Origin of the sequence: Achromobacter spanius (assembly GCF_002966795.1) — a bacterium.
GTDB lineage: Bacteria > Pseudomonadota > Gammaproteobacteria > Burkholderiales > Burkholderiaceae_B > Achromobacter > Achromobacter spanius_D.
On the sequence record NZ_CP023270.1, the window covers coordinates 362,663 to 376,009 of the forward strand.

At 67.4% G+C, this 13,347-nt stretch carries 10 protein-coding genes; 4 read left to right on the forward strand and 6 right to left on the reverse strand.

Annotated features, from left to right (window positions below):
* Window positions 1-32 precede the first annotated feature (32 nt).
* Window positions 33-1,253, reverse strand: coding sequence for an MFS transporter (locus CLM73_RS01630; RefSeq protein ID WP_105237042.1), 1,221 nt, complete (start codon window positions 1,251-1,253; stop codon window positions 33-35).
* Between the two features lie 97 nt (window positions 1,254-1,350).
* On the opposite strand from CLM73_RS01630, the gene CLM73_RS01635 reads away from it, so the two are divergent.
* On the forward strand, window positions 1,351-2,286 hold the full coding sequence (locus CLM73_RS01635; protein ID WP_105237043.1) for a LysR family transcriptional regulator: 936 nt from the start codon (window positions 1,351-1,353) through the stop codon (window positions 2,284-2,286).
* A gap of 31 nt (window positions 2,287-2,317) precedes the next feature.
* Here CLM73_RS01635 and CLM73_RS01640 read toward each other — a convergent pair whose 3' ends face one another.
* The 3 genes from CLM73_RS01640 to CLM73_RS01650 all read right to left on the reverse strand — a co-directional run bounded on the left by CLM73_RS01640 (window position 2,318) and on the right by CLM73_RS01650 (window position 5,337).
* Complete coding sequence (locus tag CLM73_RS01640; RefSeq protein WP_105237044.1) at window positions 2,318-3,298, reverse strand: quinone oxidoreductase family protein; 981 nt, start codon at window positions 3,296-3,298, stop codon at window positions 2,318-2,320.
* Between the two features lie 41 nt (window positions 3,299-3,339).
* Window positions 3,340-4,275 (reverse strand): ornithine cyclodeaminase family protein, encoded by a 936-nt coding sequence (locus tag CLM73_RS01645; RefSeq protein WP_105237045.1) that lies wholly within the window; start codon window positions 4,273-4,275, stop codon window positions 3,340-3,342.
* 129 nt (window positions 4,276-4,404) lie between these two features.
* Complete coding sequence (locus CLM73_RS01650) at window positions 4,405-5,337, reverse strand: N-carbamoyl-D-amino-acid hydrolase (protein WP_199778304.1); 933 nt, start codon at window positions 5,335-5,337, stop codon at window positions 4,405-4,407.
* Window positions 5,338-5,811: 474 nt separating this feature from the next.
* On the opposite strand from CLM73_RS01650, the gene CLM73_RS01655 reads away from it, so the two are divergent.
* A complete protein-coding gene (locus CLM73_RS01655; RefSeq protein ID WP_234015789.1) occupies window positions 5,812-7,332 on the forward strand; it encodes an EAL domain-containing protein in 1,521 nt (506 codons plus the stop codon).
* 174 nt (window positions 7,333-7,506) lie between these two features.
* Window positions 7,507-8,559, forward strand: a complete 1,053-nt coding sequence (locus CLM73_RS01660; RefSeq protein WP_105237046.1) for a helix-turn-helix transcriptional regulator — start codon at window positions 7,507-7,509, stop codon at window positions 8,557-8,559.
* 16 nt (window positions 8,560-8,575) lie between these two features.
* Here the strand turns inward: CLM73_RS01660 and CLM73_RS01665 are convergent, their stop codons facing one another.
* Window positions 8,576-9,355, reverse strand: a complete 780-nt coding sequence (locus CLM73_RS01665; RefSeq protein WP_105237047.1) for an SIR2 family NAD-dependent protein deacylase — start codon at window positions 9,353-9,355, stop codon at window positions 8,576-8,578.
* A 256-nt stretch (window positions 9,356-9,611) separates the two neighbouring features.
* Between CLM73_RS01665 and CLM73_RS01670 the strand changes: the two genes are divergently transcribed.
* On the forward strand, window positions 9,612-13,022 hold the full coding sequence (locus CLM73_RS01670) for a TM0106 family RecB-like putative nuclease (RefSeq protein WP_105237048.1): 3,411 nt from the start codon (window positions 9,612-9,614) through the stop codon (window positions 13,020-13,022).
* A 98-nt stretch (window positions 13,023-13,120) separates the two neighbouring features.
* Here CLM73_RS01670 and CLM73_RS01675 read toward each other — a convergent pair whose 3' ends face one another.
* Complete coding sequence (locus tag CLM73_RS01675) at window positions 13,121-13,333, reverse strand: DUF1059 domain-containing protein (RefSeq protein ID WP_105237049.1); 213 nt, start codon at window positions 13,331-13,333, stop codon at window positions 13,121-13,123.
* Window positions 13,334-13,347: the final 14 nt, after the last annotated feature.

Below are 13,347 nucleotides of genomic sequence, written 5' to 3' on the forward strand. Positions count from 1 at the left end.
ACAGCCGGCGCCGCGAGACGCCGGCCCTATTCTCACGCCGCGTAGCGGCTGGCCTCGCCATTGCGGTTGCTGGCGGGCCACAGGCGCAAGGCCAACGCGGCGGCCGCGGCGCCTGCCGCCGTCAGCGTCACGCCGGTCCAGCCCCAGTGGGCCAGCGCCAGGCTGCCCAGTGCGCCGCCGGCGGCCATGCCGATGAAGACGCCCGTCATCAGGATGGCATTCAGACGGCTGCGAGCGGCCGGGTCGATGCCGTAGACGATGCTTTGATGCGCGATCAGCGAGGTCTGGATGCCCAGGTCGAAGCCGACCGCGGCGCCGCCGATCAGCCACAGCGCGGCATGCGTGGGCAGGAACGGCAGGAAGATCATGGCGGCAAACGACACCATGGTCAGGCCGGCGCCCAGGCTGGCGACTGCCAGCGGCCCCCGCGTGTCGGCCACGCGGCCGGCCAGCGGCGCGGCCAGGGCGCCTGCCGCGCCGGCCAGGCCGAACGCGCCGGCGGCGCCCGCGCCCAGGTGGAACGGCGCGTCGTGCAGCATCACGGCCAGGGTGGACCAGAAGGCACTGAAGCCCAGCGACAGCAACCCCTGCGCGGTGGCGGCGCGGCGCAGACCGGGGTGCTGGCGCCACAGCGTCAGCAGCGAACCGAGCAGCGCGCTGTAGGCCAGCCGCGTCGTCGGCTCGAACCGCGGCAGGCCGCGCCACAGGGCCGCGCCCAGCGCCACGATGCTGACGGCGGCGGCCGCGAACATCATGCGCCAGCCGAATTGCTCGGCCACAAAACCGCTGACCACCCGCGACAGCAGGATGCCCAGCAACAGGCCCGTCATGACGGTGCCGACGATCTTGCCGCGCTGGTCGGCCGGGGCCAGGTGGGCTGCGGCCGGCACGATGTCCTGCGCCAGCGTGGCGGACAGGCCGATGGCGAAGCTGGCGGCCAGCAGCAGGCCGATCGTCGGCGACGCGCCGGCCAGCAGCAGCGCCAGGGCCAGCACGGCAGCTTTCACCAGGATGATGCGCTTGCGGTCATAACGGTCGCCCAGCGGGGCCAGCATCAGGATGCCGAAGGCGTAGCCCAGCTGCGTCAGCGTCGGAATCCAGCCCAGCGTTTCGGCGCTGGCGTGGATGTCCGCGCCCAGCACGCCGAGCATCGGCTGGCTGTAGTAAAGGGAGGCGACGCCCAGGCCGGCGCCCACAGCCAGCAAAAAGACCAGGCCGCGCGATAGGGAGGGGTGGGAAGTGGGGGATGACATGGTGGTGTCCGGTGGCTTTGAGTACGGGGCAAATTCTGGGCTTGCCGCCGGGGTTTTGGTAGCCGACCTTCGGGTACATGCGTTATACGATAGGCGTATGACCACCCCCGCCCCTTCTGTTGCAGCCGGCACCGACCGCATGCTGCTGATCGAAACCTTCGTGCGCATCGTCGAGGCCGGCAGCCTGTCCGCCGCCGCCGCCCAGATGGGCGGCACTCAGCCCACCGTCAGCCGCCGCCTGCAACTGCTGGAACGCACGATGGGCGTGCGGCTTCTGAAGCGATCCACTCACGCCATCCGCCTGACCGAAGACGGCCAGCGCTGCTACGAGCGGGGCAAGGAGCTGCTGGCGTCTTGGCAGTCCTTCGAAAGCGAGGTGCGCGGCGCAGACGATGATCCGACCGGGATGCTGCGCGTGGTGGCGCCGCACGTGTTCGGCCAGGATCAGTTCATCGAGCCGCTGGCCACGTATCTGAAGCGCTATCCGAACATGCGCGTGGAATGGCTGCTGCACGATCGCATGCCGGATCTGATCGCCGAGAATGTGGATTGCGCGATCCGTGTGGGCGCGGTGACGGATCCGTCGGTGATTGCCGTGAAGCTGGGCGAGGTGCCGCGCATCGTCGTCGCCTCGCCGGACCTGCTTGCGGGCGGACCGGTGCCGCAGGACGCCACAGACCTGGCGCGTCTGCCGTGGCTGGCGCTGCGCACCTTCTATCGCACCGAGGTCAGCCTGACGCATTGCGGCAGCGGAGAAAGGCAGAGCTTCGACATCCAGCCGCGGCTGTCCACCGACGGCCTGCATGCGCTGCGCAACGCGGCCATCCAGGGGCTGGGCGTGGCGCTGGGATCAGCCTGGGCCATGCAGGGCGATCTGGCCGCCGGCCGCCTGGTGCACCTGGCGCCGCAGTGGCGCGCGGACGCCCTGCCCGTCTTTCTGGTCTATGCGCCGTCGCGCTTTCAGCCGGCGCGCCTGCGGCGCTTCATCGAAATCATGCGCGAGCATCTGCCGATGGAGCTGGCGGGGGCCTGACTTTGCGTGGCGCCGGCCCCCGCGCCGCCGATCAGGGCGTGATGACAATGGCGCCAGTGACCGCGCGGCTTTCAGCGGCGCGATGCGCGTCCTGGATCTGCGCCAGGGGATAGCGCGCCCCGATGGCCGCACGGACCGCGCCGCTTTGCATGGCGTCGAAAACGTCCGCCGCATTGGCGCGGAACGTCTGCGTGTCCGCGTTGTGCGGAAACACGGACGGACGCGTCAGGAACAGGCACCCCTTCTTGTTCAGCAGTTCCGGATCGATGGCCGGGGCCGGGCCGGACGCCGCGCCGAACAGCACCACCATGCCGAATGGCGCGGCGCAGTCCAGCGATCCCATGAACGTGTGCCGGGCCACGGAGTCGTAGACGACGCGCGCCTTTTTACCGCCCGTGGCCGCGATCACCTGCTGGACCCAGTCTTCCTGTGTGTAGTCGATGGCCACATCGCAACCGGCCGCCCGCGCGGCGTCGCACTTCGCGGGCGAGCCCGCCGTGCCGATGACCCTGGCGCCCAGCGCATGCGCCCAGCCGCTCAGGATCTGTCCGACCCCGCCCGCTGCGGCATGAACGAGCACGATGTCGCCAGGCTGGACCGCATACGTTTTCTTGACGAGGTATTGCGCCGTCATGGCCTTGAAGAACACGGCGGCGGCGTCTTCGTCGGAGATGCCCGCCGGGATCTTCACCAGTTTGGCGGCCGGCACGATGCGCCGGTCGGCGTAGGCGCCCACGCCGGCGTTCATGTAGACCACATGGTCGCCCACGCGCAGGTCCGTCACGCCTGCGCCCACCGCCTCGATCACGCCGGCTGCTTCATGCCCCAGGCCTGTCGGCGTGGGCAGCGGATACTTGCCCGCGCGCTGATAGATGTCGATGTAGTTGAAGCCGATAGCCGTCTGGCGCAGCTGCACCTCGCCCGGCCCGGGGGGCGGCAGGTCGGCGTCGACGAGCCGCATGACTTCCGGTGCGCCAAACTCGGTCAACTGGATGGAACGTGCCTGCGTCATGCGTTGTCTCCTTTGCGTTATGGGTAAAGAACGATTTGCCCTCATTCCTTCACGGCTTCGTACACCAGCGTCGCCAGCGTCAGGTCTTCCAGCGCGCTGCCCACCGCCTTGAACACCGTGATCTCCTGATCGTTGCGGCGGCCGGGGGCCTCGCCCTTGGTCAGCTGGTGCAGGTTGCCCTGGATGCCTTCGCGCGTCAGTACGCCGGCGTCAAATGCCGACAGCAGGTCGCCGGACTTGGTGGGCGCCTCGTCGGTGTCGACATACACGGTGGTGCCGTCAAAACACGCCGGGTCCGTCTCGCGCATTTCTGGCTTGAAGCTGCCGATCAGGTCCAGGTGCGTGCCGGGGCGCAGCCACGCGCCGTGGATGAGCGGTTCGGTGGACAGCGTGGCGCAGCTGACGATGTCGGCTTGAGCGGCGGCGGCTTGCAGATCGGTGACCGCTTGCGCATCGAAGCCCTGCTCGCGCAGCGTTGCCGCCAGCGTCTCGGCGCCAGCCGGCCGCACATTCCACACCAGCACCCGCTGGATCGGGCGCACCGTGCGCATGGCCTGCGCCACCAGGCCGGCGATGCGGCCGGATCCGACGATCAGCAGCGTGCGGGAATCGGCGCGCGCCAGATAGTCCGCGCCCAGCGCCGCCGCGCCGGCGGTGCGGTACACGGTGACGATATCGCCATCGACCTGCGCAACCGGCACGCCCGTTGTCGCGCTGTACAGGTTGTAGGTGGCATGCAGGCCCGGCAGGCCCTGATGCGTGTTCTCGGGGAAGATGTTGATGATCTTCACGCCGAAGTAGCCGCGGTCGCTCCACGCCGGCATGATCAGCGAGGTGCCGTGCGCGTTGCCGGACTGGATGGCGTGCACGTGGCGGGCGGGCACCGTGGCGTCTTCGCGAAAGGCGTCCCGCAGGGCGGGGATGACGGTGTCGAAGGACAGGGCGTTGCGGGTCTGGTCGGTGTCGATTAAGCGCATCGGATCGTTGCCTGCGTGGTCGGTCTATCAAGGGGCCTGGGGCAGTCTAGCAGCGTGCGGGGCGCGGCCGCCAAAAGAAATTGCCCGCGATGTCGCGGGCAATCGGTCGCTCAACGCAGGCGCGCCGCCTCAGTCGACGTCGGGCCGGGGCAGCGGATCGCCCGCGCCGGTGCGCTCGACGATGAGCTTGTAATGATGCGGGCTGCGATGCTTGGCGAAGTTGAAGACGTGGTCGCGGAACGTCTGGCCCATCCCCAGGTCGATGCGCGCGGTGATGACTTCGTCTTCCTCGCCGCTGGCGCGGGCCACGATCTCGCCGGACGGCGCAACGATCATCGAACTGCCGATCATGTGATGGCCGTCCTCGTGCCCGCACTTGGCGGCCGCGCCGATCCACACCGCGTTCTGGTAGGCGCTGGCCTGCAGCACGATCTCGTGTGTGGTGGTGCGCAGGTGCGCGGGCTCATTCCAGTGGATGTTCAGCGACGGCGTGTTGTAGCCCAGCACGATCAGTTCGGCGCTTTGCAGCGACATGACGCGGTAGGTCTCGGGCCAGCGGCGGTCGTTGCACAGGCACATGCCGATCTTGACGTCGTTGGTCTCCCACACGCCAAAGCCCAGGTCGCCGACTTCGAAGAACTTCTTTTCCAGATGCTGGAAAGGCGCGTCGACCTTGTGGTCCGAGTGGCCCGGCAGGTGGATCTTGCGGTACTTGCCGATGATCCTGGCGCTGCGGTCCACCAGGATGGCGGTGTTGAACTGGCGGCCTTCCGGCGTCAGCTCGGCATAGCCCAGGTAAAAACCGATGCCCAGCTCGCGCGCCGTGTCGAACAGCGGCTGCACGTCGGCATTGGGCATGGTCTTTTCGAAATAGCGCTCCACCGCTTCGGCGTCATCCATCCAGTAGCGGGGAAAGAAGGTCGTCAGCGCCAGCTCCGGGAACACGACGAACTCGGCCTGGCGGGCGGCGGCTTCGCGCATCATCTCGACAAGGCGGCGCACGACCACCGCGCGGGAGTCGGCAAGATTGACGGCGCCCATCTGAGCGACGGCCAGGCCCATTTTGCGGGACGGGGAAGAGGGGTTCATGAAGGTCTCCAGAGTCTTGCGGGGGCCCGGCGCGCGGGGGAGGTGCGCGTTCAAGGCCGAAGGCGCAAGCATGCCCGCGCGCGATCCGATCCGAAACCGCAGTCTGGCCGCCTGGCGGGCAGCAAGGCCGGACCCCGCTCGGCTTCCCAATGCCTTGATCTGCTTGGGAAAACCCGGGAAATTGCGCGGCCGCAATCGCACCTGTGCATAACGCGCGATCATGGGCGTCGCGCAAAGTTTTATATCGGGTTTCCCCGTAGATCCCGTCTCGCGGGGGCCGCCCGGGACGGATCGCCCGGCGGCTTTCCTAGCAAAGTGTCCATTTTCGAAAGCCACAATTAGCGGGTCAGGAGGGGTGAATTTGCGGTTTAAGCCCTTGGAAGTTCGGTTACATTGCCTTACGCGCAGAATTGCATGCAACGCGCCGCCCATGTGCACCGGTCCCCCATGTCACGTTCCAGAATTGCGGCTTTTGTGTTGTTGTTGTCGGCGCTTGGATTCCTCGCGGGGGTGCTGGCTGGACGCCAGATCGAACTGAACCAGGCCGACGACAAACTCGCCGGGCATAACGCCCGGCTGCTTGCGCACGCGCTGCGGGTGGCGCAGGAAAGCCATCGCCTGATGGCCGCGGCCACCCAGGGCGGCGCGCTGTGTTCGGAAGCGGACGTGGCGACCCTGCGCGTGCTGCTCTTCAATTCCACCTACATCCGGGACATCGGCCGCACGCTGGGCGGCATGCTGCGCTGCTCCGCGGCATGGGGCAAGCTGCCCGATCCCCTGGCGCTGCCGCCGCCGGCCTTCACATTGAGTAGCGGCCTGCAGCTCTGGGTGGGCGCCGCCAATATCGTCGACCGCCGCATCATCGGCGACATGGCGGCCATGCGCGACATCATCGTGTTCACCGCGCCGGGCGCGTTCGACGGCTTTCCGGAACCGGGTTCCCGCATCGACGCCAAGATCGTGACGCGGGACGGCGACCATGTGTACCGGCGTTTCGGCCGTGCGCACGACCTGGACATGCCGCGCGAAAACGAGGATGACCTGGGTTTCGCGCCCGAACGGCGCGCCTCGCTGTGTGCGCCGGACGGCGGACCGGACATCTGCGTCGTGTCGCGGCTGCGGTCCGACGCCTGGTTCCAGCTTCCGGCGATGGTGCTGTCCGTGGTCGGCGCCCTGGCTCTGGCCTTTCTGGCGGGCCTTTGCGTCCTGTGGCGCATGCACGCGGGCAGCGCCAAGAGCGAGCTGCGCAAGGCCATTCTTGGCGGAGACATCCAGGTCCACTACCAGCCGCTGCGCCAGCTGGCCACGCGGCAGCTGGCTGGCTTCGAGGCGTTGGCGCGTTGGAGCGCCCGGGGCCGCGACGTGTCGCCCATCCTGTTCGTGCCGCTGGCCGAAGCCATGGGGCTGGGCCGCGCGCTGTCCAGGCTGGTGACGTCGCGGGCGCTGCGCGACCTGCACGAGCGCCTGCGCGACGATCCCGCGCTCTACGTCAGCATCAACGTGTCGGCGGCGGACCTGAAAGACGCGGGCTACCGGAATTTCCTGATGGACGCCGTCAGCGAGCGCGGTCTGACGCCCGGCAACGTGGCGCTGGAGATCACCGAAGGCACGCCGCTGTCCGACGGCCACGTGCGGGCGATGGTCAAGACCTTGCGCGGCAAAGGCTTCAAGGTGTTCATCGACGATTTCGGCACGGGCCATTCCAACCTGAACTATCTGGCCGAAATGCAGGCCGACGCGATCAAGCTGGACCGCAGTTTCACCAGCGCCATCGGCGCCGAGGATGCGGGCACCCTGATCGTCGACCATGTCATCGCGATCTCGCGGGAACTGGGCATCAACCTCATCATCGAGGGCATCGAGACCGAAGCGCAGGCGAGCTATCTGCTGGCGCGCCAGCCCGCCGCCGTGGGTCAGGGCTGGCTGTTTGGCCGCCCCGTCCCGCTCGCGAACATCGTGACCGATTGACCGCTGGCGGGCAGGTTGTCGTATGTCCTTTTTATTTTGGATACAGCCGACATAATGCGAATCGCCACGGAAAAAACGCCGGCCGAATTATCTGGAATGCGGCAAATCATTATTCGCCGCTTTTGCAGATAGAATGCGGAGCGATATTTAACGGGTTAATTTGCTGTATCAGCCATGGGACATAACCAGACGCTTGTCGACAACCTGCTGCGCATCCTGCCGTATGTCCGGAACGAAGAAACCGATGCGATGGCGATGGGCATGGGCATGGCGGAAATCCGCGACCGGCTGGCCGCGCTGCAGAATCCGGTGCCCGGCGACAAGCAGATTCGCCGTACGCTGCTCAAGTTGGATAGCGTCGGCAGCGTGGGCGCCACGCGCGGCAAGCTCTGGTACAGCACCCTGCGGCGCACCGATTTCCACATTCAGAACATGAACGCGAACATGGCAATGGCGATGTGCGCGCTCAAGCAGGTGGCCGACCGCCACCTGCCGGCCGTCGTGCTGGACGATCTGGAAACCACGTTCGACAGCGCGTGGCGCTATCTGGAAACACACCGGTCCCAGCCCGCGATCGGGCCGGCACATGACTGGGCGCGCAAGATCCTGCGCATCGACGGCACCCATCCCACCGTGCTGCCCACGGTGCCCGCCGAGGTCTACCGGCAGGTCAGCGGCGCGTTGTACTACAACCGCAAGCTGTCGTTTCGCAATACGCCCTTCGGCGAGAAGGCGCCCGCCGACCGCCTGTATGTCATGACGCCGTTGGCGATGGTCGACCGCGCCGGCGTGCTGTACATGGTGGCGTGGGGTGCGCGTCAGCCGGGCAGGCGGTTTCTGTTCCGGATGGACAGGCTGTCCGAGGTCCGGCTGCTGGACGAGGCCGCCGACCCGGATCCCACGTTCGATCTGCAGGACTACGTGCGCCGCGAGGAAGCCCTGAATTTCGATCCGGGCGAGGAAACCCGCATCCGGCTGCACGCCGCCGAACCCGTGCTGGACGATGGCCGGCGCCAGCGCCATCCGCTGCGCGAATTCTGGCTCTCGGCGGACCAGGTGATCGACGAGGACGAGCACGGCTTCACGCTGACCGCCACCGTGCGCCCGTCCGTCATGCTGTGGCAACTGCTGCACGGGCATGCGTCCTCGATCGAGGTGCTGGAACCCGAAGTCATTCGCGACCGTTTCGCCCGCGAAGCCCGCGAACTGGCGCGTCGCTACCTTTAGTCCGCCACCCGCGGTTTCAATCGGCGGGCCAGGCGCGCGTCAGCAGCAGCGGCAGCACTTTCTCGGCTGCGCCCCGGATGCTGTGACTGGCCACGCGATCCAGCGTCGTCGGATTGGGATTGATCTGCACGAGCTGCGCGCCGCGTCCCACCGCCTCGTAGCAAAGTTCGGCCACCGCGGACGTCTGGCACGACGCGCCGGCCGTCAATACCAGATCGGCGTTGGCCGCCAATCCCTTGGCGACACGCCAGACCGGGGGGGCGGGCGCCTCGCCGTGCCACAGCCGTCCCGGACGCACCAGGTCGCCGCAGATGCGGCAGGCGGGCGGCGCGGGATACGGGCCATGCCGCGCGGGCTTTTCCGGCGGGGCGGTCAACGTGTGGGACATGCCGCAGCCCGAGCATCGCGGCTGGTCGAACCGGCCATGCAGATGCAGGATGCGCGGGCTGCCCGCCTGTTCATGCAGCGTGTCGCCGTTCTGCGTCACCACAAACGTGCCCGGCACGCGCTCGGCCAGCGTGGCGATGGCGCGGTGCGCCGCGTTGGGCGTGGCCAGCAGCGCCCGGCGCCGCCGCTCCTCGTGCCAGGCCCACACCAGCGACGGATCGTTTTGAAAGCCGGCGGCCGACGCCAGCGCCTCGGCGTCGTAGCGCGCCCACAGGCCGTGCAAGCCATCGCGGCTTTGCGGCAGTCGGCTGGCGGGGTTCAAGCCCGAGCCCGTCAGCACGACGATGAGGCGCGCCGCGCGCAGCGTCTGCACCAGGGAATCGGAAATATCGAGGGTGAGAAGTTTCATGCAAACCGCCCGCCACCGCAAAAGAGGCCGCAAAATCCGGCGCGATCAAGGCTGCAGATAATCAAATCGAACCAACCAGGCATGTCGCTTCCAATTACTGAAACAGCCTGGATTATGAAACCGCATTTGGACATTTGAGGGTTGAATTAATCGGAACGAATTTCAGGCGATTACGTGGACGTTCGCCGGATAATGTCCGGATCCTTGTTTTGCTATTCTTGGCCTCCGAAAATCGCGTCCGGCCTCTATACGCACCATGCAAAAAACCGGCGACCGCCTGTTGTTTTCCGCTTCCGACCTGGTCGGTTTCCTGGAATGCGAGCATCTGACCACGTTGGATCTGCTCAATCTCGAATCGCCGCTGCCGGCTGCGCAAGAGGACGAACAGCTCGAACTGATCCAGCAGAAAGGGCTGGACCACGAGCGCGCGTATCTCGAGCGCCTGCGCGCGGGCGGCCGGCACATCGTGGACGTGAGCGACGCGGGCGGCGGGCTGGCCGCGCGCCTGGCCCGCACGCGCGAGGCCATGGCAGAGGGCGCCGACGTCATCTACCAGGCGGCGTTTCGCCACGGCCAGTACATCGGCCATGCCGATTTCCTGCTCAAGACCGCTCGCCCCTCGCGCCTGGGCGATTACAGCTACGAGGCCAGCGACACCAAGCTGGCGCGGTCGGCACGCGCCAAGTTCGCCATCCAGCTCTCGTTCTATTCGTGGCTGCTGGGCCTGGAACAGGGCGCGGCGCCGCTGCATATGCATGTGGTTCTGGGCAGCGGCCGCGAGGTATCCCTGCGCGTGGCCGACTATGCGCATTACTTCCGCCAGGTCATGCGCCGTTTCGAGGTGCACGTCGATCAGCGCGACGACGCGGCCACCTATCCCGATCCCTGTGAGAAATGCGCCCAGTGCCGCTGGGACCCGCTGTGCAAGGCCCGCCGCGCGGACGACGACCATCTGTCGCTGGTCGCCAACATCACGCTGCAGCAGATCCGCAAGCTGAACGCCCAGGGCATCCGCACGCTGGAACAACTGGGCAAGCTGGCTCCCGATGCGGCGGTCGCGCGCCTGGAACCGGCCATCCTCTCCAAGCTGCGATCGCAGGCGGCGCTGCAGCTGCGCGCCCGGACCGACGGCGGCCGCCATTGGGACCGCATCGCCAAAGACCCGGGCGACACCACGCTGCGCGGCTTTGAACGCATGCCGCAGCCGGACGCGGGCGATATGTTCTTCGACATGGAAGGCGATCCGCTGGAGGAAGGCGGGCTGGAATACCTGTTTGGCCTGTATGTCATCGACGATGGCCAGGAGCGCTTCGTGCCGTTCTGGGCGCACAATCGCGGCGAAGAGAAGCTGGCCTTCCAGGCTTTCATCGACTACGTCGTGGCGCGCCTGCACCGCCATCCCGACGCGCACATCTACCATTACGCGCCCTACGAGGCGACGGCGATCAAGAAGCTGATGTCGGTTCACGCCACGCGCGAGGCCGAGGTCGACAACCTGCTGCGCATGAACAAGCTGGTGGATCTGTACCAGGTCGTGCGCGAAGGCGTGCGCGTGTCCGAGCCGGGGTACTCGATCAAGAACATCGAACACTTCTACCTGCCGCAGCGCGCGGGCGGCGTGACCAATGCCGGCGCCAGCATCGTCTACTACGAGCGCTGGAAGCGCACCGGTGAGGCGCAACTGCTGCAGGACATCGCCGACTACAACCGCGACGACGTGCTGTCCACGTACAAGCTGCGCGAATGGCTGTGTGCGCTGCGTCCCGACGGCATGCCCTGGGCGAACCGCCGCGACACGCAGCAGCAGATCGATGCCGCCCGGTTCCAGGTCGGCGAAAAGACTGCGGCCGAACTGCGTCTGGAGCCGTACCGCGCCGCGCTGCTCGGCCCCCTGCCCGCCGACGAGCTGGACTGGTCCGACCGCGACCGCTTTCGCGCGTTGGTCTACCAGTTGCTGGACTTTCACCGCCGCGAACAGAAGCCGGAATGGTGGGCCATGTTTGCCCGCATGGAGGCCATCGAGGCCGAACTGGTGGAAGACAACGAATGCCTGGCCGGACTCGTGCGTGACGACACCGTGGCGCCGGAACCGGTGGCACAGTCGCTGCGCTACACCTACCGCTTCCCGCCGCAGCAGACCAAGTTGCGCACCGGGTCGGCCTGTACGGACGTGCGCGGCGGGCCGGCGATCAGCCGGCTGACGGTGGATCCTGGGGCAGGGGTTGCCACCTTCACCATGTCGCGCAAGGCTACGCCGCCGCAGCGCCTGTCGCTCGGGCCGGGCAAGCCGGTCAGCATCGACGAGCTGGCCAACGCCATGTTCCGCTACGGCGACGCGCTGCTCGCGTCGGACGATGGCGCCAGCACGCCGTTTCGCGCGGTGGACGCGCTGCTCAAGCACGAGCCGCCGCGCATCGGCGGCGTGCCGCCCGGCACCGCGCTGGCCGACTCGGGCGCGAAGCTGCTGGATCAGGTCGTGGACATCGTGGGCCGCATGGACGGGACCACCCTATTCCTGCAAGGCCCGCCCGGCGCCGGCAAGACCTACACCGGCTCGCGCGTGCTGGTGAACCTGCTGCGTCAAGGCAAGCGCATCGCGGTGACGTCCAACAGCCATCACGCCATCAACAACCTGCTTTCTGGCCTGGAAACGGCGGCGCGCGAGGCGGGCCTGGCGTTCACCGGCGCCAAGAAGTCGGGCAAGGAGGGCGACGACTCCTGTTTCAACGGCGACTTCATTGAAGACGTCTTTGCCAACGACAAGATCGATCTGTCGCGCCATCAACTGGTGGCAGGCACGGCGTGGCTTTTCAGCCGGGCCGATTTCCAGCAGCAGTTCGACTACCTGTTCGTGGACGAGGCCGGCCAGGTCAGCCTGGCGAACCTGGTCGCGCTAGGCCAATGCGCGCGCAACATCGTGCTGCTGGGCGACCAGATGCAGCTCGGCCAGCCGACCAAGGGCACGCATCCCGGCCGCTCGGGCGAATCCACGCTGGAATACCTCTTGAATGGCCACGCCACCATCGCGGCCGATCGCGGCATCTTTCTTGACACGTCCTACCGCATGCACCCGGCGATCTGCGGCTTCATTTCCGAGGCCATCTACGACGGGCGGCTGCGCGCCGCGGAATCGGCGGCGGGCCAGGGCCTGGTGCTGGGCGCGGATGCCGCCGGCGCGCTGGCCGCCAGCGGCATCCGGTACGTGCCGGTCGTGCACGAGGGCAACGCGCAGTCCAGCGACGAAGAGGCGCGCGAAGTGGCCGCGCTATACGCCAGCCTGATGCGGCAGCGCTATCTGGACAAGCACGGGCGCGCGGTGCCGATGACGCCCGACGACGTGCTGGTGGTGGCGCCCTACAACGTGCAGGTCAACACGCTGCGGCAGGCGCTGCCCGAGGGCGCGCGCGTCGGCACCGTCGACAAGTTCCAGGGCCAGGAAGCGCAGGTGGTGATCATTTCCATGGCCACCTCCAGCGGCGAGACCATGCCGCGCGACATGGAATTCCTGTTCAGCAGGAACCGCCTGAACGTGGCGGTATCGCGGGCCAAGGCGCTGGCGATCCTGGTCGCCAGCCCCGCCCTGCTTTCGGTGCGCTGCCAGACGCCGGAGCAGATGGCGCTGGTCAACACGCTGTGCTGGGTCGCCGAAGCCGGTCAGAACGAATAGCGCGCGGACAGCGGTGACGCATGGCAACACGGGGACGGAAGGCGGACGCGGCGGACCGGATAGAAAATTCCGGCCTGGCGCGCCCGCAGGCGATGCCGTCAGCCTCGGCTGGGCGCTTCGGCGGGCGGCGTGCCGTTGTGGAACAGAGACTTGAGCTGCGAGCGCAGTTCGGGCGAGTCAGCGTGCTTGTGCACCGTGGTGGCGTGCTGCACCGCGGCTTCGAGCAGTTCCTCGTCCGAGTCCGCGGACAAGGCTACCGAGCAATTCATTTCGCTCGGATACTCGCGGCAATCGATGTACTTGCGTGTCATGGGGCTCTCCCCGC

Excerpts from the sequence above, each read along its gene's own strand:
- CLM73_RS01630 (WP_105237042.1), bottom strand. The coding sequence starts at position 1,253 with ATGTCATCCCCCACTTCCCACCCCTCCCTATCGCGCGGCCTGGTCTTT.
- CLM73_RS01635 (WP_105237043.1), top strand. The coding sequence starts at position 1,351 with ATGACCACCCCCGCCCCTTCTGTTGCAGCCGGCACCGACCGCATGCTG.
- CLM73_RS01640 (WP_105237044.1), bottom strand. The coding sequence starts at position 3,298 with ATGACGCAGGCACGTTCCATCCAGTTGACCGAGTTTGGCGCACCGGAA.
- CLM73_RS01645 (WP_105237045.1), bottom strand. The coding sequence starts at position 4,275 with ATGCGCTTAATCGACACCGACCAGACCCGCAACGCCCTGTCCTTCGAC.
- CLM73_RS01650 (WP_199778304.1), bottom strand. The coding sequence starts at position 5,337 with ATGGGCCTGGCCGTCGCTCAGATGGGCGCCGTCAATCTTGCCGACTCC.
- CLM73_RS01655 (WP_234015789.1), top strand. The coding sequence starts at position 5,812 with ATGTCACGTTCCAGAATTGCGGCTTTTGTGTTGTTGTTGTCGGCGCTT.
- CLM73_RS01660 (WP_105237046.1), top strand. The coding sequence starts at position 7,507 with ATGGGACATAACCAGACGCTTGTCGACAACCTGCTGCGCATCCTGCCG.
- CLM73_RS01665 (WP_105237047.1), bottom strand. The coding sequence starts at position 9,355 with ATGAAACTTCTCACCCTCGATATTTCCGATTCCCTGGTGCAGACGCTG.
- CLM73_RS01670 (WP_105237048.1), top strand. The coding sequence starts at position 9,612 with ATGCAAAAAACCGGCGACCGCCTGTTGTTTTCCGCTTCCGACCTGGTC.
- CLM73_RS01675 (WP_105237049.1), bottom strand. The coding sequence starts at position 13,333 with ATGACACGCAAGTACATCGATTGCCGCGAGTATCCGAGCGAAATGAAT.